This window comes from Sphingomonas carotinifaciens, from assembly GCF_009789535.1.
In the GTDB taxonomy this organism is placed as follows: Bacteria; Pseudomonadota; Alphaproteobacteria; order Sphingomonadales; family Sphingomonadaceae; genus Sphingomonas; species Sphingomonas carotinifaciens.
In genome coordinates this window covers 1873203-1898807 of record NZ_WSUT01000005.1, presented here as the reverse complement: position 1 = coordinate 1898807, position 25605 = coordinate 1873203, and the positions used below count along the sequence as shown (strand labels likewise).

Here is a 25605-nt window from a genome sequence, read left to right as displayed (position 1 = left end):
CCGTCAGGCGGTCACGCCCGACGGTGGCGTCCCACTTCACCCCGGCAAGCGGAAGTTCACGCGCTGCGTCGTCGCGCCGCAGCCCAGGCTGCCATCGGGCCGATAGGTCTTGGCATAGCGTGCCGCGCTGAACATCTTCGTGCCCGCCTTTGAAAAGACGAAGGGCGGATAGCTGAGCAGCGTGCGAGCATTGGCCACACTGCCGTCCGCCTTCACGTCATATTGCAGCTGCGTCCACCCCTCGAACCCCCAGCGCAGTGCGTCCGTCGGAAAATCATTGGCGCCGAAGCTGGAGAGTTGCTTGGGTGGTGCATCCATGATGCTGCACTGGTTCGCCGACAGCCCGGTGCGATCGAACGCCGCCCTTGCCGCCGTCCCGTCGCCACGCGCCTGCGCCAGCGAGGCGAGACGAACCAGCGCCCCCACCTTCAGCGGGTCATTGGCCGCAAGCGCGCCATCGTCGGCCACCTGCCGCAACAGCGGCTCGCTCTCCGCGCCCCTCTTGCGATCGCGATCGGCGATCATCAGCCGCAGCGCGGCGCGCGCCTGTGGATCGCGGGCATAGACAGGGTCGGTCAGCATCGGCTCGACCGCACGCCGGAAGCGGCCGGGCTTCCACAGATCGGGTGCGTCGGCGGTCAACATCGTCATCGCATAGTTGAGCCTGACCGGGGCGGGCGCGCCCGCCGCCGTCGCGATCGCCAGCGCACGGGTGGCCAGCGGCTTCTTCTCCGCGTCCGGCACCATGGCGTTGGTGAGCAGCGCCTGGATCGCGCCCAGCGCCGCCAGCGACTCCGCCCCCTTGCCTGCGTCTGCCTGGCGCAGGGCCTCGCGCTGCGCGGCCAGCGTGGCGGGCCCCGGCCGCTCCGTATCGGGGGCCACCGTCACGCCCTTGCCTTCCAGCCACGCCACCGCTTCGCTATCCAGCTCTCCCCCGATCGAGGGCCGCGAAAAGGCGGTCGAACACCGCATCTCGACGCGCATATTGTAGCGGTAAAAGGCCGGCAGCGTTTTGATCTGCTCCGGATTCCACCACCAGTCCTGGACGATCCGGGCAAAGGCCAGTGCCTTTTCCCCGCCGCCCGAGGCGTAGATGGGCGTGGCCTGGATCACCGTGCCGTCGTCGCCGATGCTGAATTCCACGACGCCGACATCCTCGGGGCGCAGATCCGCCTCGCCGCCGCAGTCCGGGGCCTTCATCTGGGCACCGGGCGAAAACTCGCCCTTGGTGGAGCGCCCGGCGCCGGTATAGGCGAGATATTCGCGCGCTTCCTCCTCATGCCCGCCAAGCAGCGCGGCGATCGCCGTATCGGACCGGGCGGACACGTCCAGCAGGTCGGTGCGATTGGTGATCCCGCCCAGCAGTTGCACCGCGGCCTTGCCGTCGCGGCGTGCCACCTCAAAATCACCCTGATTCATGTGCAGCATCGCCCGGCGCCGCATGAACAGGGCACGCGAAGCATTGTCGACCGAAGCGGTCTTCAAAACCGCATCGGCCCGGTCCAGCGTCGCCCCGGCGGCGGCCGGATCGGTGAAAATCTGCGCCTGGGACAGCCCGAGCAACGCGATCAGCATATCGGCGGGGACGACCGCATTCTTCTCCGCCTGCGCATATTCGGCGGCGGCGCCCGCATAATCGAACGCATCGGCGGCGATCCGGCCCAGCATCGCATGCGCCTTGGACCGGTCCTCCGCCAGCGAAGCGTCATCGGTGGGCAAGCCCGCCAGCCCGGTGCGGATCATCGCCAGCGCCTCGTCCCGGCGCCCGAGGCGGAACAGCGCGCCGCCCCGGCGCACCTGCACGATCGCCCGGCTGCGGCTGCCCTGCTTGGTGCGCGGCTCCAGCTTTTCCCAGGCCGCCAGCGCCGAGGCATTGTCCTTGCCCGCGTCGAGCGCGGTGGCCGCGTCGTAATCCTGCTGGACACTGCCGGTCGCAGGCTGCTGTTGTGCGGACGCGCTGCCCGTGAGCAGTGCTGCCGCGATCAGCGCGCGCGCGGTGGTGAAATCGTGCATCCCCCATGGCCCTCCCAAACCTCGTCGCCCGAGGTCTGAACCATTCGAAAGGATAACGCCAGAGGGTCTGTAAGCCGGGTTCTGTCCACCGGCCACAAGGCCGGATGGGCGACCATTCGTCTAGGACGACGCTTGCGCGCCGCCTCAAGCAACCAACCCGGACGGCGGGCGGGAACACGCCCCGGACCATGAAGGCCCATGCCATCCCTATTCGGTCTTGCTCCCGGTGGGGTTTGCCGTGCCGTCCCTGTTACCAGGGCCGCGGTGCGCTCTTGCCGCACCCTTTCACCTTGACCTGCCCGAAGGCTTCGTCCCGAAGGATTGGGTCGTCTGCTCTCTGTTGCACTGTCCCTGGGGTCGCCCCCGCCGGGCGTTACCCGGCACCGTTGTTCCGCGGAGCCCGGACTTTCCTCGCCTCCATCGCTGGAGCCGCGGCCGCCCGACCCTCTGGCGGTGCGGGCTGTAGCGGCATGAGGGCGCGCTGACCAGACCTATCCGACCAGCGCCGCGATCCAGCCCCGTGCCGGGTTGGCGGGATCGGCGAGCAGCTTGATCGTCAGCGCGATCGACATGACGACCAGCAGCGGCCGCACCCCCCGCCCGCCGAAGCGCATCGCCAGCCGCGCGCCGATCTGGTTGCCCGCGACATTGGCCGCCGCCATGCCCAGCCCCAGCATCCACAACATCTGCCCGCCCGCGATCATCGCCAGCACCCCGGCAAGGTTGGTCGCCAGGTTCAGGAACTTGGTATTGGCGATCGCGCGCACCAGCCCCAGCCCGCCCAGCGCGACCAGCGCGGTGGTGATGAACGATCCCGTGCCCGGCCCGAAAAAGCCGTCGTAAAAGCCGATGACGCTCACCACCCCGGTCAGCCCGATCCGCCCCAGCCGCGCATGGCGATCCACATCGCTCATCGGCGGCGACAGCAGGAAGTAGAGCGCCATCACGATCAACAGCACCGGCACCAGCCCGGCAAGGAAGCCGGGATCAATATGCTGCACGGCGGTGGCCCCGGCGACCGACCCGGCAAAGGCGCCGATCGCCGGCACGGTGAAGCGGTGCAGATCGACATGCCCGCCGCGCCGGTAGGCGAGAAACGCCGAGCCCGTCCCGATCGCGCTTTGCAGCTTGTTGGTCGCCAGCGCGGAAACCGGCGGCACGCCCGCCGCCAGCAGCGCCGGAATGGTCAGCAGCCCCCCGCCCCCGGCCATCGCGTCGATCGTGCCGGCGAACAGCGCCACCGTCATCAGGAACAGGACGGCGTCCAGCGTCAGGTGCATGGGGGTTCGCTGGTCCGTTCCAGCTCGGCGATCTCGAAGTCGTAGCGGGTCCAGCCACGCTGGCGGGCGGCGTCGGCGGCGGCCGCCTGCTTGCCACGCGCTTCGGCCAGCGTCTTGGCGTGGCCCCAGAACACCTCGGTCTTGCCGTTCTGCAACACCGCCACGATGCGCCAATAATGGCTGAACGCGGTCCCGGTCGGCCCGATCGTCTTCACATAGCCGTCGGGCATCGTGGCCGTCAGGTAGAATTTGCGGGCCATAAGCGCGTCAGTCGTCACCCTGCGGCCGGGGCAGCAGCAGCGCGAGCAGGATCATCCGGCACTCGGCATCGATCTCGCCGTCCATCAATTCGGGGCGGAAACGGCGCTGAAACGCCATGATCGCCGCCATCCGGTCCGTCACGTCATAGCCGAAGCGTTCCAGCGCCAGGCAGAAGCCCGCCTCCGTCCACATCGGGTCCATCAGGTTCCTGGTCGGCCGCGGGAGGGCCAGGCGCAACCGCGCGAGTTGCCCCCAGGGAAACAGTTCGCCCGGATCGCGCTTGCGGGCGGGCGCGATGTCGGAATGGCCGACGATATTGCCGCGGGTGATCGCGTACCGGTCCTTCAGGTCATGGACCAGGGCGATGACCGCGGCGATCTGCTCGTCGGGGAAGGGGCGATATCCCCAATCATGGCCGGGATTGACGATCTCGATGCCGATGCTCGCCGAATTGACGTCGTCGACGCTGCGCCAGTGCGAGCGACCGGCGTGCCAGGCGCGCTTGTCGTCGTCCACCATGCGCAGGACCGTGCCGTCCTCGGCCACCAGATAATGGCACGACACCTTGGCCTCCGGATCGCGCAGCCGCTCGATCGCGGACTGCGCATCCTGCATGCCGGTATAATGCAGCACGATCATCGTGATGGGCAGCGAGCGCTCGTCGAAATTGGGCGACGGCGTGTCGATGATCGTCATCAGGCTTTCCCCGGCCACGCGCCTTGACCACGCGAGGCCCCGCGCATCGCGGGAATGGTGCGCGGCGTCAAGCGGCCTTGGCGGCGCTCCGTCCCCCGCCGGAGCAACCCTCGGCCGGTTGATAGAATCCGCGAAAGCGGCCGCTCGGCTCGAACCGGTGGGTCTGGCCGATCACCGTCTCGCCCGCGCCCAGCACCAGCAGCCCGCCCGGCGCCAGCGCATGGGCCAGCCGGTCGAACGCGCCGGCCTTGGGAACCGGGTTCAGGTACAGCATGACGTTGCGGCACAGGATCAGGTCGAATGCGCCGCCCGGCGGGCGATCGGCGACCAGGTTGATCTGGCGAAACGCGATGTGGCGCAGGAGTTCGGGGCGCGCGATCCATTCGCTGCCGTCGCCCTCGAACCAGCGCATCATCCGCCGGATGGGCAGGCCGCGCTGGATCTCGAACTGCGAAAACCGCCCCGATCGGGCGCGGGCCAGCGCGGCGGTGGAAATGTCGCTGGCGACGATCTCGGGCATGGGCGCGCCGGTCGCCTCCTGCCGCTCGGCGAACAGCATTGCCAGCGACAGCGGCTCCTGCCCCGTCGAGCATCCGGCGCTCCAGATGCGCACCCGGCGCCCCTGTTCTTCGGCGGCGGCGACCGCCTCCACCATCATGTCGAACACCGCGGTGTCGCGAAAGAACGAGGTTTCCTGGTTCACCAGCGCATCGACGATATGCCCGGCCAGCGCCGGATCGCGCCCGTCGAGCAGGCGCGCGACCAGATCGTCCAGCGTGTCGAGCCCGCGCGCGCGCATCAGCGGCGTCAGTGCGGCATCCATCCGGGTCGAACGATGGCTGGCGGTATGCTGGCCGGTGCGCACCTCCAGCAGCGCGGCCAGCACGTTGATCGCAGAGGCCGACATCACGGCCTCCGCCGGCTGGCGATCAGCGCACCGATCGCCTCGGGCGGCAGCACGGCGTCGGCGCCGCCATGATTGGCGACCGCGCCCGGCATGCCCCACACGACGGAGCTGGCGCGGTCCTGCACCACCACCGCCCCGCCCGCCCCGCGCACCGCGCCCGCGCCCTCGGCCCCGTCCCGCCCCATGCCGCTCAGCACGACCGCCATCGCGCGCTCGCCATAGACCGCGGCAAGCGAGTGGAGCATCGGATCGACCGAGGGCATGCAGCCGCTGGCGACCGGCTCGTCGCTCAGGCGGATGGCCATGCCCCCCTCGCCGAGGCTGACGCAGTTGATATGGGCATCGCCCGGTGCGACGATCAGGCGGCCGGGCCGGATGCGCATCCGGTCGACCGCGACATCGCACGGGCGTCCCGCCAGGACCGAAAGCTGCGCGGCAAAATAGGGAATGAACGACGCCGGCAGATGCTGCGTGACCAGCACCGGCAGGTGAAAGGATGCGGGCAGCGCACGCAGCACATGGCTGAGCGCATGGATGCCCCCGGTCGATGCGCCGATCGCGACGATGTCATAGGCATCCGCCCGCCCGGCCCGCGGTGTGACCGGGGCGGCGGCCGCGATTCGCGGCATCGGCTGCACGGTGCGCTGGCGCAGGCCGATCAGCCGCTCGATCAGCATCTCCGCGAAACGCCCGGAGAGCGCATGGCTGTGCGGCTTGACCAGCGTATCCGCCGCCCCCAGCGCCAGCGCCTGCACCGTCGCCACCGCCCCCTCGGTCGCCGCCGACGACACGATCAGCACCCGCGCCCCCTGCCCCGCCACCAACAAGTCCGGCAACGCGGTCAGCCCGTCCACGCCGGGCATCTCCAGGTCGAGCAGGATGACGTCGACGCGATTGGTCGCCAGAAACGCGCGCGCGGCGGCGGCGTGCGGCACCGATCCGGCCACCTGGAACGCGGGGTGCGCCTCCAGCAGCCGGCCGATCACCGCCCGCGCGACGGCGGAATCGTCCACCACCAGCACGCGGGTGGGCGGCTCGGCGCTTGAGAGTATCGGATCGGACGCCATGGCGGATCGCTCAAGGAAAAGAGGAAGCCCTACAGCCCGGTTCAGGCCATGCCGACGATCTGCAGCTTGCTTTCCAGCGTATCGCGGTCGAACGGCTTCATGATATATTCGTCGGCACCCGCCTCGATCGCGGCACGGATATGGGCCATGCCGTTCTCGGTCGTGCAGAACACGACGCGCGGACGCGGCCGGACATCGGCCTCGCGCAACGCACGCAGGAAATCCATCCCGCTCATCACCGGCATGTTCCAGTCGAGCAGCACGACATCGGGCGCCGCGGCCATGCAGGCGTCCAGCGCCTCGCGCCCGTCCGCCGCCTCGCGCACGGTGAAATCCAGCGTCTCCAGGATGTGGCGGGCGACCTTGCGGATCACCTTGGAGTCATCGACGACGAGACAGGTCTTCATGGAAACGCCCTATAGGAGAAGGAGTACGCGTAGCCGCACGATAGAGCGGCAAGGGTAAGGACCGGGTTAACCCCGTTCAGGCCGCCTGCGCCGCGGGCGCCATGCTCGCCGGGATCAGCCGCGCCAGATCGAGGATCAGCAACGGCTCGCCGTCACGCACCACCAGGCCCGATCCCGCGCGCGCCCAGCCCTGGCGCAGCGCCAGGCCAGTGGACAGCGGCTGGCGCTCGAACAAGGCGATATCGTCCAGCGCATCGACCAGGATGGCGTAGAAATGCCCGTCCTGCTGCGTGATGACGGCGCGGCGCGCGGTGGCCGGCGTCGGCTCCAGCCCCAGGGCGATGCCGGTATCGATCACGGTGACCACACGGCTGCGCAGGGCGGCAAGGCCGCGCACCGCCGCCTCCACCCGCGGCACCGCGACGACATCGCCGATATCGACAACCGAATCGACCTGGTCGGCATCGATGGCGATGCCCTTGCCGGCGACATAGGCGATCAGGAAAAGCTGCATCAGCGGGCTCCCGCACGGGCGCTGTGATCCGCCAGCGCCGCGATCAGCGCGGGGCGGTCATAGCGATAGATGCTGTCGGCGCAGGCGCCCACCGCCTCGCGCTCGCGACGCAGGCGCAGGACAGGGGTGTCGCTGGCAGCGGCCGGCGCCTCGCCATCCTCCATCACCAGCGCGACCACCGGCCGCTCGCCCGGTGCCAGCCGGCTGGTGCAGCGATAGCCTTGCGCCTCCAGCGCGGGGCGCAGGAACGTGTCCATCCACGGCGATCCGTCGCCCTGCAACAGGCACAGGGGCGCGGCGCCCGTGCCCACATCGATATCGGCGAACAGCGCCAGCGGGTCGATCACCTCCACCTGCTCGCCCGCGATCACGGTGACGCCGAGCACGGGACCGGCCACGCCGCGCGCCGGCGCGATCTCGGCCTGCAACTGCACGATCTCGATCGCCTCGGCGATGGCATAGGCGGTCTCGGCATGACCATCGGTCAGGCGCAGCACCGCGACCTCGCCCAGCCCGTCCAGCGGCGCGATATGGTGCAGCGGGATCAGCGTGTCGCCCAGCGCCAGCCGCATCCGCCCGGCCGTGCGCCGGATCGCGGAGGTCGGCACGGTATCGACCCGGTCGATGGCGCCCAGCGGGATGGCGCGGCGTGCCCCGTCCAGATCGTCGAACAGCAGGGCGCTCACCCCTTGCGCGGCAGCATCGGCATTCTCGGTCTCGACAGCCACCGCCCGGTGGAAGCGCAGGCCCGCCACGGTCGCCAGCCCGGCGCTGTCCAGCAACAGCATCGGCAGGCCGCTGTCGGGCAGCGTCTGCCCGGCATATAGCCCGGTCGCCATCACCACCGGCGCGGCAGGCTTCACCACCACTTCCTCGGCATCCAGCACTGAATCGATGCCCAGCGCATACTCGCCGTCGCGCGTCGCGACGATCGCCAGCGAGGCGAGCTGCCCGCCCTCGATCCCCAGGAAATCCGCCAGCGGCAGCAGCGGCAGGCGCCGGCCGCGCACGGTGGCGACCGCGGCATCGCCCACCATGTCGATCCTGACCTGGTCGCCCCGGATCGCCACGATCTCCTCGATCGCCTGACGCGCCACCGCAAAGCGCTGGCCGCCGGCGCCCAGCACGATGGTGGAGATGATCGACAGGGTCAGCGGCACATGGATCACCAGTCCCAGCCCGCGCCCCGGCTGGTTGTTGATCGAGATGCGCCCGCCGATATGTTCGATATTGGCGCGCACCACGTCCATGCCGACGCCGCGACCCGATACGGCGGAGGCCACGTCCCGGCTCGAAAGCCCCGCCTCGAAGATCAGCTCAAGCCGCTGCGCCTCGGTCATGGCGGTGATCTCGGCCTCGCTGCGGATGCCGCATGCCACCGCCTTGGCGACGATGCGGTTCAGGTCGATGCCCGCGCCGTCATCGGTGATCTCGACCAGGATCTGGTTTCCCGACTGGCGCGCGGCGATGACGAGTTGCCCGGTTTCCGACTTGCCCGCGGCGCGGCGTCTGGCCGGCGCCTCGATGCCGTGGTCGATCGCGTTGCGCACGATGTGCGCCAGCGGATCGCGCATCAGCTCGATCATCTCGCGGTCCAGCTCGACATCGGCGCCGTCGATGCGCAGCGCCACCGCCTTGCCCAGGTCCGCCGCGGTATCGCGCACCATGCGCGGCAGGGCGGAGAACAGCGCCTCGATCTTTTGCATGCGCGTGCGCGTCACCGTGTCGCGCATGTCGGCGACGGTCAGCGACAGCCGGTCCAGCGCCGCCTCCAGCCGCGGGTCCAGCGTCTCGTCGCGCAGCCGCCGCGCCAGCTCATTGCGCGCCAGCACCATCTCGGACATGCCGCTCATCATCCGGTCGAGCAGATCGACGTTCAGGCGCACGCTGCGACTGGCGGTTCGCTGGCCGCTCGGCTGGCCGGCCGCCGCCACCGGCGCCACCTCCCCGCTGAGCGCCGCGATCAACAGGTCTTCCGACGAATCGTCCAGCCCGGCACCTGCGTCGATCGCCTCGACGATCTCGCCGATCCGGTCGACGATCGCCAGCACCGCGTTCACCAGATGCGTGTCGGGCACGCGCGTGCCGTCGCGCACCGCGGCCAGCACATCCTCGGCCGCATGGCTCAGCCGGGCGAGCCGCGGCAGGTCCAGAAAGCCGCAACTGCCCTTTACCGTATGGACGAAGCGGAAGATCGCATCGAGGCGCGCCCGGTCCGTGGGCGCCGCTTCCCAGGCGACGATCTCGCCCGACAACGCCTCCAGGGTTTCGCGCGTCTCGGCGATGAATTCCTGCAACAGGTCGTCCATGGGTCCTCGGTCAGCGCCTTGATCGCCAACGCTGTGGACCGCGACCCGTTAAGAGGCGGTTTAGGCGCGAAACCTGTCAGGATCTGTGCGGAAACGTGCCGAGGTACGGCTTTCAGTGCCCTGAAACGCGCTATTCTGCGCGTTTTCAACCAAACCCATCACACCGCGCGCATCGCCGCACCGAGGATCATCACTCCCTCGGCGGGCTCGGACACCAGCACCTGCCCGCTCGCCTCGGTCGCCAGCGTATGGACCAGGAACGCCGCCGCCCCGCGCGACGTCACCTCGCCGCTACCCTCGCCCTGCATCAGCGTCCGGCGCAGATCCGGGTCCAGCACGATCCGTGCGCCCTCGATCTTCACCACGATCTCGATCGCGGTATCGTGCACCTCGGCCCCCACATCGATGCGCCCGCCGCGCACCAGCGCCTCGACCCCGATCAGCGCCAGGTTCAGCAGGATCTTGACCGCGGGCTTGGGCAGTTGCGGCTCCTCCACCACCCAGCCCAGCGTCGTGCGACGATTGTCCGCCAGCAGCCCCTCGATCGCGGCCCGCGCCTCGCGCATGTCGACCATGTCGCCAAAGCCGCCTGCCGCCCCGAACGCCAGGCGGAAGAACTTCAGCTTGTTGGCCGATGCCCGCGCGCTTTCGGCAAGCAGGTCCATGCACCGTGCGCGCATCGCCGGATCGGTTTCATCCGCCAGCAATTCCAGACCGTTGTTAAGCGCACCCACCGGGGACAGGAGATCGTGGCACAGCCGCGAACACAGCAGGCTCGCGAAATCCACCGGACTGACGGTCATGAATAATCCTTCCAACAGGATTGCCTATCTGACGGAGCCGCGGGGTCTTCGCAAGCGAGTGTGACGCGTGTGAACCGCCCATGCCGCTCACCTGCCGCCACCGCGCGCCAGGCGGTGACGGTCTCGCCCGCCACCAGCAGCCACAGCCGCCCGTCGGGCAGCGCATCCTCGGCATCGCGCGGCGACGGCTCGGCGTGCCCGCTCGGGTGCGAGTGATAATGGCCGAGCACCGCCGGCCCCCCGCCGCGCGCGCCGCGATAGGCGGCGAGCAGCGCGGCCGGATCGATCTCGAACCGGGTCGCCGGCGTCGCGCTCACATTGTTGCACGCGCGTGCCTCCCGGATATGCGCACCCTCGCCCAGCAACAGGCCGCACACTTCCGCATCGGGGGATGCCGCCGCGGCCATCCGGATTCTTTTCAGCGCGTCGCTTGAAATCGTTACGGTCATGCGCACATCGGTACGGTATGGACCGGGGGGTTTCCATCCTTGAAGCGACGATCGCGCCTGCGGCTGACGGCTGGCGGCTGGATCGTGCGCTGGCGGACGCGGTGCCGACCTTGTCGAGAGAGCGCCTGAAGGTGCTGATCGCGAGCGGGGCGGTATCGCGTGACGGCGTGCTCGCCCGCGATCCCGCCAAGCGCGCCAGCAGCGGCGACCTGTTCCACGTCACGATCCCCAATCCCACCCTGCCGCATAACGAGGCGCAGAATATTCCTCTCGTCGTCGCCTATGAGGACGAGCATCTGATCGTCATCGACAAGCCGGCCGGGCTGGTCGTCCATCCCGCGGCCGGCAATCTCGACGGGACCTTGGTCAACGCGCTGCTTCATCATTGCGGTGGATCGCTGTCTGGCATCGGCGGCGTCGCGCGGCCCGGCATCGTCCACCGCATCGACAAGGACACCTCCGGCCTGATGGTCGCGGCCAAGACCGACCGCGCGCATGAGGGGCTGGCCAAGCAGTTCGCCGCCCATTCGATCGACCGCCGCTACCGCGCGATCACCGGCGGCGTGCCGCGACCGGCCGAGGGTTCGGTCGACGCGCCGCTGGCGCGCAGTCCGCAGAACCGCAAGAAGATGGCGATCGTCCCCGGCGGCAAGCGCGCGGTGACGCATTACCGGATGATGGAGAGGCTGCGCGACGCCGCCCTGGTCGAATGCCGGCTGGAGACGGGGCGCACGCATCAGGTGCGCGTGCACATGGCCTCGATCGGCCACGCCTTGCTGGGCGACCCGGTTTATGGTAGAACAAAAGGTACACAGAAAGGGCTGCTCGAAACGCTCGGTCTCCGCCGACAGGCCTTGCATGCGGCGCATCTGGGGTTCATCCACCCCGTGAAATCTGTCGCTTTGGCGTTCGAAAGCCCGATGCCTGCCGATATGCAGGAACTGTTCAGTCAGCTTCACGTATAGCACGGAGCATACCGCACCGCCGAAAACGGCATCGCGGCATGGGCTCCAAGGAAGGGAGATCAAGGATCATGGCAAAAAGCAGCAACGTCCCGGCGACGATTCCTGCGCTCGGCGGGGAGCAGTCGCTCAACCGCTATCTCGCCGAGATCAAGAAATTCCCGATCCTGGCGCCCGAGCAGGAATATATGCTCGCCAAGCGGTTCCAGGAACATGGCGACCCCGACGCGGCTGCGCAGCTGGTGACCAGCCACCTGCGTCTCGTCGCCAAGATCGCGATGGGCTATCGCGGCTATGGCCTGCCCACGTCCGAGCTGATCTCGGAGGGCAATATCGGCCTGATGCAGGGCGTGAAGAAGTTCGAGCCCGACCGCGGCTTCCGCCTCGCCACCTATGCGATGTGGTGGATCCGCGCCTCGATCCAGGAATATATCCTGCGTTCATGGAGCCTGGTGAAGATGGGCACCACCGCGGCACAGAAGAAGCTGTTCTTCAACCTGCGCCGCATGAAGTCGAAGCTCGACGCGTTCGAGGATGGCGACCTGAAGCCCGAGGACGTGGCCAAGATCGCCACCGATCTCGGCGTCAGCGAGGGCGACGTGGTGTCGATGAACCGTCGCATGGCGATGGGCGGCGACACCAGCCTCAACGTGCCGATGCGCGAGGATGGCGAGGGTCAGTGGCAGGACTGGCTGGCCGACGACACGCCGCTGCAGGACACCGTCGTTGCCGAAGCGCAGGAGGCTGATGTCCGCCACGGCATGCTCGTGTCGGCGATGGACGACCTGAACGACCGTGAGAAGCACATCCTGACCGAGCGCCGCTTGACCGACGACCCAAAGACGCTGGAGGAACTCAGCCAGGTCTACGGGGTCAGCCGCGAACGCGTCCGCCAGATCGAGGTGCGCGCCTTCGAGAAGCTGCAAAAGGCGATGATGCGGATCGCGGGCGAAAAGCGGCTCCTCGCCGCCGCCTGACATGGGCCGCACCGTCGTCATCGGCGGCGGCGCGGCCGGCATCGCGGCCGCGCGCACCCTGCACGATGCGGGGTGCGACGTCTTGCTGGTCGAGGCGGGCAACCGTCTCGGCGGCCGCGCGCACAGCGTCCCGCTGACGCTTCCCAACGCCCATGTCACCGTCGATTTCGGCTGCGGCTGGCTGCACTCCGCCCGGCGCAACCCATGGGTCGCCATTGCGGAGGCGGCACGCTTCACCATCGACCGCGCCTCTCCCAACTGGGAAGTGCAATGGCGCGACCTGGGCTTTTCGCCCACCGAACAGCGCAGCTTCGGCGCGGCCTGGGACCGTTGGGAACAGGCCGCCCGCGCCGCGCTCGACGGACCGGACCAGCCACTTTCCGCCTTTATCGCACCCGACGACCCCTGGCGCCCGATGATCGACGCCATATCTGGCTATGTCAATGGCGCGCCGCTCGGTGCCGTCTCGCTGCACGACTGGATCGCCTATGAGGACGCGGCTGGCGAGGATAACTGGGTCGTGGTGGAGGGTTATGGCACGCTCGTCGCGGACCATGCCCGATCGCTTCCGATCCGCCTGAACACGCCGGTCACGCGGATCGACCACCGCGGCCGCACCATCCGGCTGGATACACCCGCCGGAACGCTGACCGCCGACCGGGTCGTCGTCGCCGTCCCCACCCCCATCCTCGCCGAGGGCGGCATCGTCTTCGACCCGCCCCTGCCCGCCAAGCAGGACGCCGCGGCGAACCTGCCGCTCGGCTTGGCGGACAAGGTGTTCCTCGCCGTCGATCGCCCGCCATGGCCCGCGCATCAGCATCTGACCGGCAACCCGCACGCCGCCTGCACCGCCAGCCACCGCCTGTCCCCCTTCGGCTGGCCGATCGTGGAAAGCTTCTTCGGCGGCGCCTGTGCGGAGGCGATGGAAAGCGAGGCCGCCGCCATCCAGTTCGCGCTCGACGAGCTCGTCGCGCTGCTTGGCAGCGACTGGCGCACCCGCCTCCACCCACTCGCAGCCACCGACTGGGCCCATGCGCCCCATATCCGCAGCAGCTACAGCCATGCGCGTGTCGGCCATGCCGGCGCCCGCCGCATCCTGGCCGACCCCGTCAACGACCGCCTGTTCTTCGCCGGCGAGGCCTTTTCGGCGCGTGATTTCTCCACCGCGCACGGCGCCTATGCGACCGGCGTCGCCGCTGCACATGCGATCATGACAGCGGGGCCGCCCCTCGCCTAGAAGGGCGGCCATGTTCCGTGCGCTCCGTTGGCTGCTCAAGGCCGCCCTTGTCTTCGTCGCCGTCACCGTCCTCTGGGTCGGGCTGTACCGGTTCGTGCCCCCGCCCTTCACCTTCACCATGCTGGGCGATGTCGTCGGCGGGCGCGGCGTCACCAAGGACTGGATGTCGCTGTCGCAGATGGACCCCGACATGGCCCGCGCCGCCATCGCCGGCGAGGACGCCCGCTTCTGCGAGCATCACGGCTTCGACTTCAACGCGATCGCCAGCGCCGCCTATCGCAATGCGAAAGGAGGCCGCATCCGCGGCGGATCGACGATCAGCCAGCAGACCGCCAAGAACGCCTTCCTGTTCCAGGGCGGCGGCTATGTCCGCAAGGCGGCGGAGGCGTATTTCACCGTTCTGATCGAGGCGCTGTGGGGCAAGCGGCGCATCATGGAAGTCTATCTCAACATCGCGGAAACCGGGATCGGCACCTATGGCGCCAATGCCGGGGCGATGCGCTATTTCCACCACGACGCGTCGCGCCTGTCGCCGACCGAGGCGGCGCGCATCGCCGCCGTCCTGCCCCTGCCCAAGAAGCGCGAAGCGGTCTCCCCCGACGGTTTCGTCCGCCGCCACGGCAACCGCATCGCCCGCTATGTCGGCGCCGTCCGCCGGCAAGGGCTGGACGCCTGCGTGCGATAGACAATCCCCTCTCCCTTCCGGGGAGAGGGAGGGAGCGGCAAAGCCGCGGAAGGGTGAGGGGGCGCCGCGAACGGCATTCTTGGTTGAATGCGGGATCCGGCACCGCTTGGCAGCCCCTCACCCTCCCATCGCCAACGCGGCGGGGCCCTCCCTCTCCCCGGTGGGGAAAGGGATGCGTTTCTACTTCGCCTCGCCCGAAATCGCGTCGCCGGCCTTGTCCGCCGCGGCGCCCACGCTCCGCGCGGCCGACGCCACCGCATCGTCCTTGCGGCTTTCGGCGCTGTTCTGGTTGAACAGGAAGAACGCGCCGATCACCACCGCGACCAGCAGCACCAGCGCGATCGCGATCCCGCTGCCGCCGCTGCGCCTCTCGATGATCGTCGTCGTGTGCCCCGCCGGCGCCGCCGTCGTGGTGGTCGTATCGGAATAACGTTCATCGGCCATGTCGTTGATCCTCCTCCTTGTTTTCGAGGAAGCAAACGCCATAGCCGGCAAACCCGTTCCCGGGCCGGAACGGAATCAGATCGGCAGCTTGAAGCCCGGCGGCAGCGGCAGGCCGCTGGTCATCTTGCTCATCTCGGCGTTGGACGCGGTATCCGCCTTGCCGCGCGCATCGTTGATCGCGGCGGCCAGCAGGTCCTCCAGCATCTGCTTCTCGGACACCTGCATCAGCGAATCGTCGATGGAGATGCCGATGATCCGGCCCTTGGCGGACGCCTTCACCTTGACCAGCCCGCCGCCCGACGCGCCCTCAACCTCGATCGTGTCGAGATTGGCCTGCGCCTTTTGCAGTTCGTTCTGGACGTTCTGGGCCATCGCCAGGATGTCGTCGAGATTCTTCACATCATGCTCCGTTTTCCGGGCCATTCCACGAGTTCGGTCTCGGGAAAAGCCTCTCGTGCGGCGCGCACCATGGGCGAATCCCAGGTTGCGGCCTTGATCGCCTCGTCCCGGACCTGCTGCGCCTCGTTCAGCGTCGGCTGGCCCGGAACATCGTCCAACGTAATGCGCCATGCGCTTTTCGTCATCGTCTTCAGGACGGCCGCCAGATCGGTCAGCGTGTCCGCCGCCATCGGCCGGCTGCCGCTGAAGACGATCTCGGGCGGCTGATACCGCACCAGCCGCGCTCCCTGACGAAGCCGCGCGACGAGCAGAAGTTCCCCGTCCGCGTCCAGCCGCTCGACCAGCGCCTCGAAACTCTCCGGCATCTGCGGCTCCGCCGGCGGCGGCGGAGGGGCCGCCACCGCGACGGGTGCCGCAACCGGCGCGGGTGCCGGGGCGGACACCGCCCCCGCCCCCTGCCCCGGCGACTGCGTCAATTGCCGCGCCAGTTCGCCCGGATCGGGCAGCGTCGAGGCATGAACCACGCGCAGCAGCGCCATTTCCGCCGCCTCGATCGGCAGGGCGGCGCGCGCCACCTCGTCATGGCCCTTGAGCAGCAGTTGCCAGAGCCGGTGCAGCATCGGAAAGCCGAGCGCCGCCGCCCATTCCCCGCGCGCCTCGCGCTCCTCCAGCGGTTGCGCCGCATCGGGGGGCGTGCCGACCTTCACCAGCGTGATGCCGTGCACCGTCTCCAGCAGCGCGCGCAGCACCGATTGCGGATCGACCCCGTAATCATATTGCCGCCGCAGCAGCGCCAGCGCATCGGCCGCCTCGCCGCGCAGCATCAGGCCGAGCAGGTCGCGCACCGCGCCCCGGTCCGACAGGCCGAGCATCTGGCGCACCGCCTCCGCACTCACCCCGCCGCCATCCAGGTCGGCATGCGCGATCGCCTGGTCCAGAATCGACAGGCCATCGCGCGCCGATCCTTCCGCCGCCCGCGCGATCAGCGCCAGCGCCTCGGGCTCGGCGGTCAGGCCCTCGGCCTCGCAGACATGCGCGAAATGCGCCGCCAGCATCTCCGCCGAAATGCGCCGCAGGTCGAAACGCTGGCACCGCGACAGCACGGTGATCGGCACCTTGTTCACCTCGGTGGTGGCGAACAGGAACTTCACATGCGCCGGCGGCTCTTCCAGCGTCTTCAGAAGCGCGTTGAACGCGTTCTTGGACAGCATGTGGACCTCGTCCACGATGTAGATCTTGAAGCGCGCCGACACCGCGGCATAGCGCGATGCCTCGATGATCTCGCGCACGTCGTCGACGCCGGTATGGCTGGCGGCGTCCATCTCGATCACGTCGATATGGCGCCCCTCGGCGATGGCGCGGCACGGCTCGCAAACCCCGCACGGGTCGATCGTCGGCCCGCCCTGCTCATCCGGCCCGATGCAGTTCAGCGCCTTGGCGATCAACCGCGCGGTGGAGGTCTTGCCCACCCCGCGCACGCCGGTCATCAGGAACGCATGCGCCAGCCGGTCGCGCTTGATCGCGTTGCCCAGCGTCTGCACCATCGCATCCTGACCGATCAGCTGCGCGAAGGTCTGCGGACGATATTTGCGGGCAAGCACGCGGTAGGCGTCGGGCTTGGCCGGCTGTGGCGGTTCGCCGAGGTCGAAGGAGTCGGACATTGCGGGTCTATGTAGGCCCACGATGCGGCGATTGATAGCGGATTGGGAGGGGTGTCGGGGGGCGACAGGGCGGAGCCATGTCGTCGGACGGTGCTGATGCACCGCCGGGCCGCGCCGTGGCAAAGCCACGTCGTCGGACGGTGCTGGCGCACCGCCGGCCGCGCTCACCTGCACGGCAGGTTCGCGGTGGGAGCCGGGACGACCCGCAGCGAAATCGTTACGGCTGCTTCCGTCAGGACCTGACCGGGTTGGCGACGACTACGTCCGCCCGACTCCCGCCGCGCATATGGCGGAGCCGGGCGGATCGATCAAGCCGCCTTGTTGCTGATCAGCGACGAACGTTGAAGCAGCGGCGGACCGGCCCGTAATAGCCATCGACCCAGCGACATACCGTGCGCCCGCGATAGCCGTTGCGGTACCCCCGGTCGCGATAGCCTGCCCGGTATCCGCGGTCCCAGCGATCGCCGCGCCATTGGCGTCCACGGTCCCAGCGCGGCCCGTCCCGCCAGCCCGGCCCACGGTCCCAGCCGCGCCCGCGCGGTCCGTCATGCCACCCTTGCGGATGCGCGGCGGCCGGTGTCGCCGCGGCAAGGCCGGTGACCGCAAGAAGACCGGAGGCCATCAGGGCAAAGACTTTCATGACGCATACTCCCGTTTACGCGCCCGCCGGAACCGGTGGGCATGACGGGGAGATTGCGGCCGAGTCGATGATCGCGTGCTGAATTAACCGTTTAGCGGGTGTTCAGGCGGCACGCCGCGTGGCCGCGTGATGCTCGGCCCGGCGCACCAGCCGCTCCACGTCGTCGCGGTCGATGTCCAGCGTATCGCCGAATTCCGCCAGCGCCCGGTCGATATCCTCCGCCGCCAGATCGGCAGCGCGCGGGGCCGCCAGCGTCAGCGCGCGGTGCGGGTAGCTGTGCCTGGACAGCCGGTGGAACGCCACGCCGACCAGCGCGATGATCACCGCGTTCACCCCCACCGGGACGAAGGCAAAGGCATAGCCCGCACCCAGCACCGGCGCTCCGCCGATCACCGCGGTCAGCGCCGCCGCGCCGCCCGGCGGGTGCAGCGACCGCGTCAGCGCCATGGCCAGGATCGCGCCCCCCACCGCCAGCGGCGCGGCAAGGCCGTTGCCGGGCAGGGCATGGACCACCGCCACCCCGACCAGTGCCGAGATCACGTTGCCGCCGATCACCGGCCAGGGCTGCGCCAGGGGGCTCGCCGGCACCGCGAACACCAGTACTGCCGAGGCGCCCATCGGCGCCACCAGCAGCATCGTCGCACCCGCGTCACCGCACAGCAGCGCGGTCACCACCCCCGTCAGCGCGATCCCGATCAGCGCCCCCAATGGCGCGATCAACCGGTCGCGCAGAAAGCCGGCGGACAGAACGGAGGGGAACCGCGAACGCATCGAAAACCCGTACGAAAGAAGAGGAAAAAACCGCCGCGCTATGCCCCCGGCAAGCCCGCGTCGCAACCGGCGCGGCGATCAGGGCAGCCGCACCACCAATCCGTCCAGCGTCGCATCCAGCCGGATCTGGCAGGACAGCCGGCTGGTCCGCGTCGCCTTCGGCGCCAGATCCAGCATATCCTCCTCCTCCGCGCTCGGGCCGGGCAGCCGGTCCGCCCAGGCCGGGTCGACGACGACATGGCAGGTGGCACACGCCATCTGCCCCTCGCACGTTCCCTCCAGCGGCTGGCCGATCGCCTGCCCCACGCGCAGCACCGTATCGCCGGCCTCCCCCTGCGCCTCCGCCACCGATCCGTCGGGTGCGACGAAGCCGACCCGGATCATGCCTGCGCCGCCGCCGCGACCAGGATCGCGTCCACCGCCTGCATCAGTTCCGCCTCGCGCGTATAACGCCCGAACCCCAACCGAATGGAGGACCGCGCCTGCGCATCGGAAAGCCCGATCGCGCGCAGCACATGGCTGGGCCGCCCCGATCCGCTGGCGCAGGCGGAGCCCGCCGAAAACGCGACACCCCGCACGTCCGACATCAACCGCCCGACATCCAGGCGGTCGCGCCGCACGTTCAGATTGCCCGGATAGCGCGGGTCCGCCGCCCCGTTGAGCGACCAGCCCGCCGCCCGGAACCGGTCATGCGCCGCCCGCCACAGGCCGGCGACCGCGCCCGCATCGTCCGCCGCCATCAACTGCGCCGCCACACCGAAGCCGGCGCACAGGGCCGGGCTCAGCGTGCCCGAACGGCCCAGCGCCTCCTGCCCCCCGCCATGCATCAGCGGCGCCGGCGCCACCCCGTCGCGCAACCACAATGCCCCGATGCCCTTGGGGCCATAAATCTTGTGCGCGGAGACCGCCACCATATCCACCGTCCCGGGCAGCGGCACCCGGCCATAGCCCTGCACCGCATCGCACAGCATCCACGCGCCGGCATCATGCGCCAGGTCCGCCAGTTCAGCGATCGGCTGCACCACTCCGATCTCGTTGTTGACCAGCATCGCCGCCACCAGCCCGGTGCCCGGCCCGATCGCCGCACGCGCGGCGTCCAGGTCGACCAGGCCGTCGCCATGGACGGGCAGCACGACATGCGGCCGCCCACTCGCCGCCACTGTGTCCAGCACCGCGGCATGCTCGGTCGCGATCGTCACGATCGCGCCCGTGCTGCCCTTGATCGCCCAGTTCAGCGCCTCGGTCGCGCCACTGGTAAAGGCCAGCTTGCCGCCGGCGGGCAGCAGCGCGGCGATCCGGTCCCGCGCCACCTCCACCGCCGCCCGCGCGGCCCGTCCCGGCCGATGCGGCGAATGCGGATTGGCATGCGCATCGCGCAGCCACGGCACCATCGCGTCGAAGGCTTGCGGCGCCAGCGGCGTCGTCGCCTGATAATCCAGATAGATCATGCCCGCCCCCGCGCGATCCCGCGCCACGCCGCGATAAAGGCGTCCACCTCCTCGCGCGTCGTCGTCCGCCCGAAACTGACCCGCACCACCTCGCGCGCCGCCTCCTCGCGCCAGCCGAGCGCCGCCAGCACGTGACTGGGCTTCAGGCTCCCGCTCGCACAGGCGCTCCCCGCCGACACCGCGATTCCCCCTGAATCGAACCGGATCAGCTGCGCCGCCGCCGGCACCCCGGGCATCCGATACGCCCCGATCGCCGGGTGCCGCGCACTGTCCTCGGCCACCACGATCCCCCCCGACCGCCGCACCGCATCGTCCAGATGCGCGCGCAACGCCGTGTGATCGGGCTCCGCCTCGCGCAGCGCCGCGGCATAGCCGATCGCGGCGGGCATGTTCTCCGTCCCCGGCCGGTATCCCCGCTCCTGCCCGCCGGTCGGCAGCAACGTCGCCAGGTCGCGCACCAGCAGCGCGCCGATCCCCGGCGGCCCGCCGCGCTTGTGCGCGGACAGCGCGACGAAATCGGCATGCTCTGCCACGTGCGGGTCCGCCCCTGCCGGCATCTGCGCGGCATCGACCAGCAACAGGTGCCCGGCGCCGTGCACCGCCTCGGCCAGCGCCGCGATCGGCTGGCGAACGCCCGTCTCGCTGTTCGCCCACTGCACCGCCACCAGCGCGCGCGGCCCCGCCAGATCGGGCAGCACCACATGCCCCGCCGCATCCACCGGCATCACGCTCGCCGCCCCGCTCGCGCGCAGCACCGCATCATGCTCAACCGCCGAGACGAAGCACCGCTCCACCATCGAGCGCCCCAGTGCGATCGCCAGCGACTCGCTCGCGCCCCCCGTCAGCAGCACCTCCTGCCCCCAGCCATAGGCCGTCGCCACGTCCGCGCGCGCATCCTCCACCAGCCGCCGTGCCGCGCGCCCCTCCGCATGCGGCGAAGACGGATTCGCCCAGCGCGCGAAACCGTCCGCCACCGCCTCCCGCGCAGCGCGGGTCATCGGCGTGGTGGCGGCGTGATCAAGATAGAGACGGGTCAGGACGCGCGTTCCAATTGCTTGTAAGGGGCTCCCGCCTATATAGCGCGCACTGTCCGGCGCTCCACCTGCGCCCTTCCTGATCGGCGAGATTCATGCCCGAAGTCATTTTTCCCGGCCCCGAAGGCCGCCTCGAAGGCCGGTTCGTCCCTGCACCCCGGCCCCGCGCGCCCGTCGCGATGATCCTGCACCCCCACCCCTCGGCGGGCGGCACGATGAACAACCGCATTGTGCAGGAACTCTACAAGACGTTCCAGCGTCGCGGCTTCGCCACGCTGCGCTTCAACTTCCGCGGCGTCGGCAAGAGCCAGGGCACCTTCGACAACGGCATCGGCGAACTGTCCGACGCTGCCGCCGCGCTCGACTGGGTACAGAGCTTCCATCCCGAGGCCTCGACCACCTGGATCGCCGGCGTCAGCTTCGGCGCATGGATCGGCATGCAACTGCTCATGCGCCGCCCCGAAATCCGTGGCTTCATCTCGGTCGCGCCGCCGGCCAACATGTACGACTTCACCTTCCTGGCACCCTGCCCGTCGTCGGGCATCATCATCCAGGGCGAGGGCGACGAGGTGGCGACCCCCGCCGCGACGCAGAAGCTGGTCGACAAGCTGCGCACGCAAAAGCACATCACCATCCACCACGACACGATCCCCAAGGCGAACCACTTCTTCGAGCATGAGATGCCCGAGCTGATGGGCAGCGTGGACCGTTACCTCGACATGCGCCTGGACCCGAACTCGCCGATCAAATAACCGCCTCCCCTCCCCTTCAGGGGAGGGGCCGGGGGTGGGGCGGCTCCACGAACGCGGCGTCTGCGGATGCGCCCCACCCCATCCCCTCCCCTGAAGGGGAGGGGCTGAACAATGAGGCTTTGCCGCGCCGGGCACTCACATCGTCCAGATCAGCACATTGCCCAGCAAGACCGCGGCCATGACGAGCATCAGCACCCCCTTGGTCCGGTCGCGGCGCTTGGCGATCAGATAGCCCCCACCGCCCACACAGGCGAAACAGGCCAGCATCGCCAGCGCCGGCGCGGCCTGCGCGATCCCCTCAAGCACCGGCCAGCACCCGGCCATAGGCGGCCATGTCGACGTTGCCGCCGGACAGGATCACCAGCCCCCCCGGCTCGGCCCGCACGCGGCCGGCCAGGAGCGCCGCCAGCGCCACCGCCCCGCCCGGCTCCACCACCAGCCGCATCGTCTCCGCCGCCCAGCGCTGCGCGGCCGCGATCTCGGCTTCCGACACCGCAACGCCCTCCGCGCCCCGCCGCGCCAGCACGTCGAAGGTCAGCGGCGACACCCGCGTCGTCTGCAACGCGTCGCATGCGGTCGGCGGCGGATGGTCGCCGACCGGCTCGATCCACCCCGCCTCCAGGCTGCGACGCATATCGTCCCACCCCTCCGGCTCGACCACCGTCACCCGCGCCTCGGGCAGCGCCAGCGTCAGCCCGGCTGCCAGCCCGCCGCCGCCACATGGCACCACCACATGTGCCGGCGCCGGCAGGCCGCGCTCCGCCATCTGCCGCGCCGCCTCGATCCCGGCGCTCCCCTGCCCCTCGATCACCCACGGATCGTCGAAGCTCGGCACCAGCGTGGCGCCCCGCGCCTCCGCCAGCCGGCCCGCGATCGTCTCGCGGCTCTCTCGCGCGCGGTCGTAATCGACCACCTCCGCCCCCAGTGCCAGCGTCCCCTCGCGCTTGGCGCGCGGCGCATCGGCGGGCATCACGATCGTCGCTGCGATCCCCAGCCGCTTTGCCGCCCAGGCGACCCCTTGCGCATGATTCCCCGACGAGAACGCCACCACCCCGCGTGCCCGCGCCGCCTCATCCAGAGCGGTGAGCCGGTGCCAGGCACCACGAACCTTGAACGCACCCATGGGTTGCAGGGATTCGGCCTTGAACGCGACCTCCACCCCCTTGAAACGATGGGTGAAAAGCGGCGTCGGGCCTAGGATTTCCGCCATTTTCGCGGCGGCGTCCCGTACTCCGGCGCGTGTCGGCTGTCGCAGAATAGTCACATTTTATCCCTGACCGGTTTCAGACGCTTTACATAGCCAAAAGTGGGTCCTACATCGCGCGTCCGCTGCCCCATGGGACTTCCAACCGCAAGGCAGCTTTTTCTGTCGTCATGCCGCAAGGCAATTGGAGGTCCCTTGAGTTGCACAAGCATCATAGCGCGCTGGGGTTAGTTTCCACCCTTCGTCCGGTACAGCCGGTCACGCTCGTTCGCCCGCACGCCGCTGCGCGCGCCGCCCGCTTCTTTGTGGAGAAGTTTCCGGGCCGGCCGATGTATGCGGTAAAGGCGAACCCGTCCCCCGAACTCCTGCAGATCCTGTGGGACAACGGCGTCACGCACTACGACACCGCGTCGATCGGCGAGGTGCGTCTGGTGAAGTCGACCCTGCCGGATGCGGTGTGCTGCTTCATGCACCCGATCAAGGCGGAGGAGGCGATCGCCGAGGCGTATTTCGACCACGGCGTGCGCACCTTCTCGCTCGACAGCATGGAAGAGCTGGCGAAGATCGTCCGCGGCACCCGGGGTGCCACCGATCTCACGCTGTGCGTGCGCCTGCGCGTGTCGTCGGAATATGCGAAGCTGAGCCTTGGCTCCAAGTTCGGCGTCGCGCCGGACGAGGCCAAGGAATTGCTGATGGCGACCCGCCAGGTGGCGGACGCGCTCGGCATCTGCTTCCATGTCGGCAGCCAGACCATGTCGCCCGACGCCTATGTGGGTGCGATGGAGCGTGTCCGCGCCGCCATCGTGGAGGCCGCGGTGACGGTGGACGTGATCGATGTCGGCGGCGGTTTCCCGTCGCGCTATCCCGGCATGAACCCGCCCCCGCTGGAGCGGTATTTCGAGACGATCCACCGCGCGTTCGAGAGCCTGCCGATCAGCTATTCGGCGGAACTCTGGGCCGAGCCGGGTCGCGCGCTGTGCGCCGAATATGCCTCGGTCGTCGTCCGCGTCGAGCATCGGCGCGGGTCCGAGCTGTTCATCAACGACGGCGCCTATGGCACGTTGTTCGATGCGGCGCATATCGGCTGGAAATATCCGGTGCAGTTGCTGCGCGAGCCGGAATCGGACGCGCGCGACATGGACTTCGCCTTCTGGGGTCCGACCTGCGACGATATCGACTATATGAAGGGTCCGTTCCCGCTGCCTGCGGACACGCGTGGGGGCGATTATTTCGAGATCGGCATGCTCGGTGCCTATGGCTCGGCGATGCGCACGCAGTTCAACGGCTTCGGCTCCGACCTGACCGTCGTGGCCGGGGACGAACCGATGTTCTCCGTCTACCGCGAGGACGAGGCCGACGACCGCGTTGCGACGGGCAACGTCGTCAAGCTGTAACGGCCTCCCTATATCACACGTCTTCCCCCCTCCCGCCTGCCGGCGGGAGGGGCGGCTTTGGGTTTCCGCGTCCCCAATATCGAACGACGACGGCTGGATAGCCAAGGGCGAACCATGACCGACACGCTGACCAAGACCGCAAGCGCCAACGCGCCGATCAACGATACCCGCAAGGCCGAACTGCTGTCGAAGCAGGTGAAGCATATCGACATCAAGAGCTTCGACGCGCGTCCGATCGTCGACGCGATGGCCGATATGAGCTTCACCAGCCGCGACCTGGGCCGCGCGACCGGCATCTACAACCAGATGCTGGCCGACAAGGACTGCTCGATCTTCCTCGTCATCGCCGGGTCGACCTCGGCCGGCGGCTGCATGGACCTTTATGCCGAGCTGGTGCGCAACAACATGGTCGACGGCATCGTCGCGACCGGCGCCACCATCGTCGACATGGATTTCTTCGAAGGCCTGGGCCACAAGCATTACCAGGCGCTGGAGATCCCCGACGACGACACGCTGCGCTCGCTCTACATCGACCGCATCTACGACACCTATATCGACGAGGAAGCGCTCCAGAACGTCGACCACACGATCTTCGAGATCGCCGAGTCGCTGGAGCCGCGCGCCTATTCCAGCCGCGAGTTCATCCGCGAGATGGGCAAGTATCTGGTCAAGCACGGCAAGAAGGAGAACAGCCTCGTCAAGCTCGCTTATGAGCATGACGTGCCGATCTTCTGCCCGGCGTTCGTCGACAGCTCGGCCGGCTTCGGCCTCGTCAAGCATCAGGTCGACGCCGCCAAGGCGGGCCGTCCGTATCTGATGATCGACGCGGTCGCCGACTTCCGCGAACTCACGCAGATCAAGATCGAGGCTGGCGTCACCGGCCTCCTGATGATCGGCGGCGGCGTGCCGAAGAACTTCATCCAGGACACCGTCGTCTGCGCCGAGATCCTGGGTCATGACGACGTCCAGGTGCACAAGTACGCGGTGCAGATCACCGTCGCCGACGTGCGCGACGGCGCCTGCTCGTCCTCGACGCTGCAGGAAGCGGCAAGCTGGGGCAAGGTGAACACCGGCATCGAACAGATGGTATTCGCCGAGGCCGGCTCGGTCATGCCGCTGCTCGCCTCCGACGCGTACCACCGCGGCCACTGGAAGGACCGCCCAGTCCACCGCTGGGCCAAGCTGTTCGACAAGCAAGCCTAAAAATCTAAGAAGGCCGGCGGCAAATCCCGCCGGCCTTCTCCTTATTCCCTCTCCCTCACGGGGAGAGGGAAGGGGCCCGCTGCCGCAA

Annotated in this window: 28 protein-coding genes and 2 other RNA genes; 7 read left to right on the top strand and 23 right to left on the bottom strand. The window is 69.1% G+C overall.

Going from position 1 to position 25605, the window contains the following annotated elements:
- Positions 1-36: 36 nt before the first annotated feature.
- The 12 genes from GQR91_RS11090 to GQR91_RS11035 all read right to left on the bottom strand — a co-directional run bounded on the left by GQR91_RS11090 (position 37) and on the right by GQR91_RS11035 (position 10706).
- Positions 37-2013, bottom strand: coding sequence for an energy transducer TonB (locus GQR91_RS11090; RefSeq protein ID WP_149681709.1), 1977 nt, complete (start codon positions 2011-2013; stop codon positions 37-39).
- 54 nt (positions 2014-2067) lie between these two features.
- Positions 2068-2464: RNase P RNA component class A (rnpB, locus tag GQR91_RS11085), an RNA gene on the bottom strand.
- Between the two features lie 40 nt (positions 2465-2504).
- Positions 2505-3293 carry a TSUP family transporter gene (locus GQR91_RS11080; RefSeq protein ID WP_149681710.1) on the bottom strand — a complete coding sequence of 263 codons (789 nt, stop codon included), beginning with the start codon at positions 3291-3293 and terminating at the stop codon, positions 2505-2507.
- Positions 3284-3553, bottom strand: coding sequence for a hypothetical protein (locus tag GQR91_RS11075; protein ID WP_149681711.1), 270 nt, complete (start codon positions 3551-3553; stop codon positions 3284-3286). Before GQR91_RS11075 ends, GQR91_RS11080 begins: the two co-directional genes overlap by 10 nt.
- A gap of 7 nt (positions 3554-3560) precedes the next feature.
- Positions 3561-4250 (bottom strand): N-acetylmuramoyl-L-alanine amidase, encoded by a 690-nt coding sequence (locus GQR91_RS11070; RefSeq protein WP_149681712.1) that lies wholly within the window; start codon positions 4248-4250, stop codon positions 3561-3563.
- 67 nt (positions 4251-4317) lie between these two features.
- Entirely contained in the window at positions 4318-5157 is an 840-nt protein-coding gene (locus GQR91_RS11065) for a CheR family methyltransferase (protein ID WP_149681713.1), read from the bottom strand.
- Positions 5157-6224, bottom strand: a complete 1068-nt coding sequence (cheB, locus tag GQR91_RS11060; RefSeq protein ID WP_149681714.1) for a chemotaxis-specific protein-glutamate methyltransferase CheB — start codon at positions 6222-6224, stop codon at positions 5157-5159. The genes GQR91_RS11065 and cheB overlap by 1 nt, the downstream gene beginning before the upstream one ends.
- Before the next feature lie 41 nt (positions 6225-6265).
- Positions 6266-6631, bottom strand: a complete 366-nt coding sequence (locus GQR91_RS11055; protein ID WP_112382542.1) for a response regulator — start codon at positions 6629-6631, stop codon at positions 6266-6268.
- A 76-nt stretch (positions 6632-6707) separates the two neighbouring features.
- A complete protein-coding gene (locus tag GQR91_RS11050; RefSeq protein WP_112382543.1) occupies positions 6708-7145 on the bottom strand; it encodes a chemotaxis protein CheW in 438 nt (145 codons plus the stop codon).
- A complete protein-coding gene (locus GQR91_RS11045) occupies positions 7145-9454 on the bottom strand; it encodes a chemotaxis protein CheA (RefSeq protein ID WP_149681715.1) in 2310 nt (769 codons plus the stop codon). The genes GQR91_RS11050 and GQR91_RS11045 overlap by 1 nt, the downstream gene beginning before the upstream one ends.
- 158 nt (positions 9455-9612) lie before the next feature.
- Entirely contained in the window at positions 9613-10257 is a 645-nt protein-coding gene (locus GQR91_RS11040; RefSeq protein WP_149681716.1) for a histidine phosphotransferase family protein, read from the bottom strand.
- Entirely contained in the window at positions 10254-10706 is a 453-nt protein-coding gene (locus GQR91_RS11035) for a M67 family metallopeptidase (protein WP_149681717.1), read from the bottom strand. The genes GQR91_RS11040 and GQR91_RS11035 overlap by 4 nt, the downstream gene beginning before the upstream one ends.
- 17 nt (positions 10707-10723) lie before the next feature.
- Here GQR91_RS11035 and GQR91_RS11030 point away from each other — a divergent pair, with 17 nt between their 5' ends.
- The 4 genes from GQR91_RS11030 (at position 10724) to mtgA (ending at position 14567) form a co-directional block, all read left to right on the top strand.
- On the top strand, positions 10724-11671 hold the full coding sequence (locus tag GQR91_RS11030; RefSeq protein ID WP_149681718.1) for an RluA family pseudouridine synthase: 948 nt from the start codon (positions 10724-10726) through the stop codon (positions 11669-11671).
- 68 nt (positions 11672-11739) lie between these two features.
- Positions 11740-12645: an RNA polymerase sigma factor RpoH gene (gene rpoH / locus GQR91_RS11025; protein WP_112382548.1), complete on the top strand. Its 906-nt coding sequence runs from the start codon at positions 11740-11742 to the stop codon at positions 12643-12645.
- A 1-nt stretch (position 12646) separates the two neighbouring features.
- Complete coding sequence (locus GQR91_RS11020; RefSeq protein ID WP_149681719.1) at positions 12647-13882, top strand: flavin monoamine oxidase family protein; 1236 nt, start codon at positions 12647-12649, stop codon at positions 13880-13882.
- Between the two features lie 10 nt (positions 13883-13892).
- Positions 13893-14567 (top strand): monofunctional biosynthetic peptidoglycan transglycosylase, encoded by a 675-nt coding sequence (mtgA, locus tag GQR91_RS11015; protein ID WP_149681720.1) that lies wholly within the window; start codon positions 13893-13895, stop codon positions 14565-14567.
- A 180-nt stretch (positions 14568-14747) separates the two neighbouring features.
- Here the strand turns inward: mtgA and GQR91_RS11010 are convergent, their stop codons facing one another.
- The 9 genes from GQR91_RS11010 to GQR91_RS10970 all read right to left on the bottom strand — a co-directional run bounded on the left by GQR91_RS11010 (position 14748) and on the right by GQR91_RS10970 (position 20928).
- A complete protein-coding gene (locus tag GQR91_RS11010; RefSeq protein ID WP_149681721.1) occupies positions 14748-15011 on the bottom strand; it encodes a hypothetical protein in 264 nt (87 codons plus the stop codon).
- A 75-nt stretch (positions 15012-15086) separates the two neighbouring features.
- Positions 15087-15410 (bottom strand): YbaB/EbfC family nucleoid-associated protein, encoded by a 324-nt coding sequence (locus GQR91_RS11005; protein WP_112382552.1) that lies wholly within the window; start codon positions 15408-15410, stop codon positions 15087-15089.
- Positions 15407-17071 carry a DNA polymerase III subunit gamma/tau gene (locus GQR91_RS11000; protein ID WP_149681722.1) on the bottom strand — a complete coding sequence of 555 codons (1665 nt, stop codon included), beginning with the start codon at positions 17069-17071 and terminating at the stop codon, positions 15407-15409. The genes GQR91_RS11005 and GQR91_RS11000 overlap by 4 nt, the downstream gene beginning before the upstream one ends.
- Before the next feature lie 184 nt (positions 17072-17255).
- An RNA gene (gene ffs / locus GQR91_RS10995) (signal recognition particle sRNA small type) lies at positions 17256-17349 on the bottom strand.
- Positions 17350-17399: 50 nt separating this feature from the next.
- Positions 17400-17711: a hypothetical protein gene (locus GQR91_RS10990; RefSeq protein ID WP_149681723.1), complete on the bottom strand. Its 312-nt coding sequence runs from the start codon at positions 17709-17711 to the stop codon at positions 17400-17402.
- A 102-nt stretch (positions 17712-17813) separates the two neighbouring features.
- Positions 17814-18482: an HPP family protein gene (locus GQR91_RS10985; protein ID WP_149681724.1), complete on the bottom strand. Its 669-nt coding sequence runs from the start codon at positions 18480-18482 to the stop codon at positions 17814-17816.
- 78 nt (positions 18483-18560) lie between these two features.
- A complete protein-coding gene (locus GQR91_RS10980; RefSeq protein WP_149681725.1) occupies positions 18561-18866 on the bottom strand; it encodes a 2Fe-2S iron-sulfur cluster-binding protein in 306 nt (101 codons plus the stop codon).
- Positions 18863-19930, bottom strand: a complete 1068-nt coding sequence (locus GQR91_RS10975) for a cysteine desulfurase family protein (protein WP_149681726.1) — start codon at positions 19928-19930, stop codon at positions 18863-18865. Before GQR91_RS10975 ends, GQR91_RS10980 begins: the two co-directional genes overlap by 4 nt.
- A complete protein-coding gene (locus GQR91_RS10970) occupies positions 19927-20928 on the bottom strand; it encodes a cysteine desulfurase family protein (protein WP_149681727.1) in 1002 nt (333 codons plus the stop codon). The genes GQR91_RS10975 and GQR91_RS10970 overlap by 4 nt, the downstream gene beginning before the upstream one ends.
- A 131-nt stretch (positions 20929-21059) precedes the next feature.
- Here GQR91_RS10970 and GQR91_RS10965 point away from each other — a divergent pair, with 131 nt between their 5' ends.
- Positions 21060-21716, top strand: coding sequence for an alpha/beta hydrolase (locus GQR91_RS10965; RefSeq protein WP_112382558.1), 657 nt, complete (start codon positions 21060-21062; stop codon positions 21714-21716).
- Positions 21717-21851: 135 nt separating this feature from the next.
- Here GQR91_RS10965 and GQR91_RS10960 read toward each other — a convergent pair whose 3' ends face one another.
- Positions 21852-22022 carry a hypothetical protein gene (locus GQR91_RS10960; protein ID WP_211368833.1) on the bottom strand — a complete coding sequence of 57 codons (171 nt, stop codon included), beginning with the start codon at positions 22020-22022 and terminating at the stop codon, positions 21852-21854.
- Positions 22015-22926 (bottom strand): threonine ammonia-lyase, encoded by a 912-nt coding sequence (locus tag GQR91_RS10955; RefSeq protein WP_149681992.1) that lies wholly within the window; start codon positions 22924-22926, stop codon positions 22015-22017. Before GQR91_RS10955 ends, GQR91_RS10960 begins: the two co-directional genes overlap by 8 nt.
- 194 nt (positions 22927-23120) lie before the next feature.
- Between GQR91_RS10955 and GQR91_RS10950 the strand changes: the two genes are divergently transcribed.
- Both GQR91_RS10950 and GQR91_RS10945 read left to right on the top strand, forming a co-directional pair.
- Positions 23121-24314, top strand: a complete 1194-nt coding sequence (locus tag GQR91_RS10950; RefSeq protein ID WP_235903918.1) for a type III PLP-dependent enzyme — start codon at positions 23121-23123, stop codon at positions 24312-24314.
- Positions 24315-24428: 114 nt separating this feature from the next.
- Positions 24429-25517, top strand: coding sequence for a 1,9-bis(guanidino)-5-aza-nonane synthase (locus GQR91_RS10945; protein WP_149681730.1), 1089 nt, complete (start codon positions 24429-24431; stop codon positions 25515-25517).
- Positions 25518-25605 lie beyond the last annotated feature (88 nt).

Coding starts and splice junctions, on each gene's coding strand:
- GQR91_RS11090 (WP_149681709.1), bottom strand. CDS start 2,013: ATGCACGATTTCACCACCGCGCGCGCGCTGATCGCGGCAGCACTGCTC.
- GQR91_RS11080 (WP_149681710.1), bottom strand. CDS start 3,293: ATGCACCTGACGCTGGACGCCGTCCTGTTCCTGATGACGGTGGCGCTG.
- GQR91_RS11075 (WP_149681711.1), bottom strand. CDS start 3,553: ATGGCCCGCAAATTCTACCTGACGGCCACGATGCCCGACGGCTATGTG.
- GQR91_RS11070 (WP_149681712.1), bottom strand. CDS start 4,250: ATGACGATCATCGACACGCCGTCGCCCAATTTCGACGAGCGCTCGCTG.
- GQR91_RS11065 (WP_149681713.1), bottom strand. CDS start 5,157: ATGTCGGCCTCTGCGATCAACGTGCTGGCCGCGCTGCTGGAGGTGCGC.
- cheB (WP_149681714.1), bottom strand. CDS start 6,224: ATGGCGTCCGATCCGATACTCTCAAGCGCCGAGCCGCCCACCCGCGTG.
- GQR91_RS11055 (WP_112382542.1), bottom strand. CDS start 6,631: ATGAAGACCTGTCTCGTCGTCGATGACTCCAAGGTGATCCGCAAGGTC.
- GQR91_RS11050 (WP_112382543.1), bottom strand. CDS start 7,145: ATGCAGCTTTTCCTGATCGCCTATGTCGCCGGCAAGGGCATCGCCATC.
- GQR91_RS11045 (WP_149681715.1), bottom strand. CDS start 9,454: ATGGACGACCTGTTGCAGGAATTCATCGCCGAGACGCGCGAAACCCTG.
- GQR91_RS11040 (WP_149681716.1), bottom strand. CDS start 10,257: ATGACCGTCAGTCCGGTGGATTTCGCGAGCCTGCTGTGTTCGCGGCTG.
- GQR91_RS11035 (WP_149681717.1), bottom strand. CDS start 10,706: ATGACCGTAACGATTTCAAGCGACGCGCTGAAAAGAATCCGGATGGCC.
- GQR91_RS11030 (WP_149681718.1), top strand. CDS start 10,724: ATGGACCGGGGGGTTTCCATCCTTGAAGCGACGATCGCGCCTGCGGCT.
- rpoH (WP_112382548.1), top strand. CDS start 11,740: ATGGCAAAAAGCAGCAACGTCCCGGCGACGATTCCTGCGCTCGGCGGG.
- GQR91_RS11020 (WP_149681719.1), top strand. CDS start 12,647: ATGGGCCGCACCGTCGTCATCGGCGGCGGCGCGGCCGGCATCGCGGCC.
- mtgA (WP_149681720.1), top strand. CDS start 13,893: ATGTTCCGTGCGCTCCGTTGGCTGCTCAAGGCCGCCCTTGTCTTCGTC.
- GQR91_RS11010 (WP_149681721.1), bottom strand. CDS start 15,011: ATGGCCGATGAACGTTATTCCGATACGACCACCACGACGGCGGCGCCG.
- GQR91_RS11000 (WP_149681722.1), bottom strand. CDS start 17,071: ATGTCCGACTCCTTCGACCTCGGCGAACCGCCACAGCCGGCCAAGCCC.
- GQR91_RS10990 (WP_149681723.1), bottom strand. CDS start 17,711: ATGAAAGTCTTTGCCCTGATGGCCTCCGGTCTTCTTGCGGTCACCGGC.
- GQR91_RS10985 (WP_149681724.1), bottom strand. CDS start 18,482: ATGCGTTCGCGGTTCCCCTCCGTTCTGTCCGCCGGCTTTCTGCGCGAC.
- GQR91_RS10980 (WP_149681725.1), bottom strand. CDS start 18,866: ATGATCCGGGTCGGCTTCGTCGCACCCGACGGATCGGTGGCGGAGGCG.
- GQR91_RS10975 (WP_149681726.1), bottom strand. CDS start 19,930: ATGATCTATCTGGATTATCAGGCGACGACGCCGCTGGCGCCGCAAGCC.
- GQR91_RS10970 (WP_149681727.1), bottom strand. CDS start 20,928: ATGACCCGCGCTGCGCGGGAGGCGGTGGCGGACGGTTTCGCGCGCTGG.
- GQR91_RS10965 (WP_112382558.1), top strand. CDS start 21,060: ATGCCCGAAGTCATTTTTCCCGGCCCCGAAGGCCGCCTCGAAGGCCGG.
- GQR91_RS10955 (WP_149681992.1), bottom strand. CDS start 22,926: ATGGCGGAAATCCTAGGCCCGACGCCGCTTTTCACCCATCGTTTCAAG.
- GQR91_RS10945 (WP_149681730.1), top strand. CDS start 24,429: ATGACCGACACGCTGACCAAGACCGCAAGCGCCAACGCGCCGATCAAC.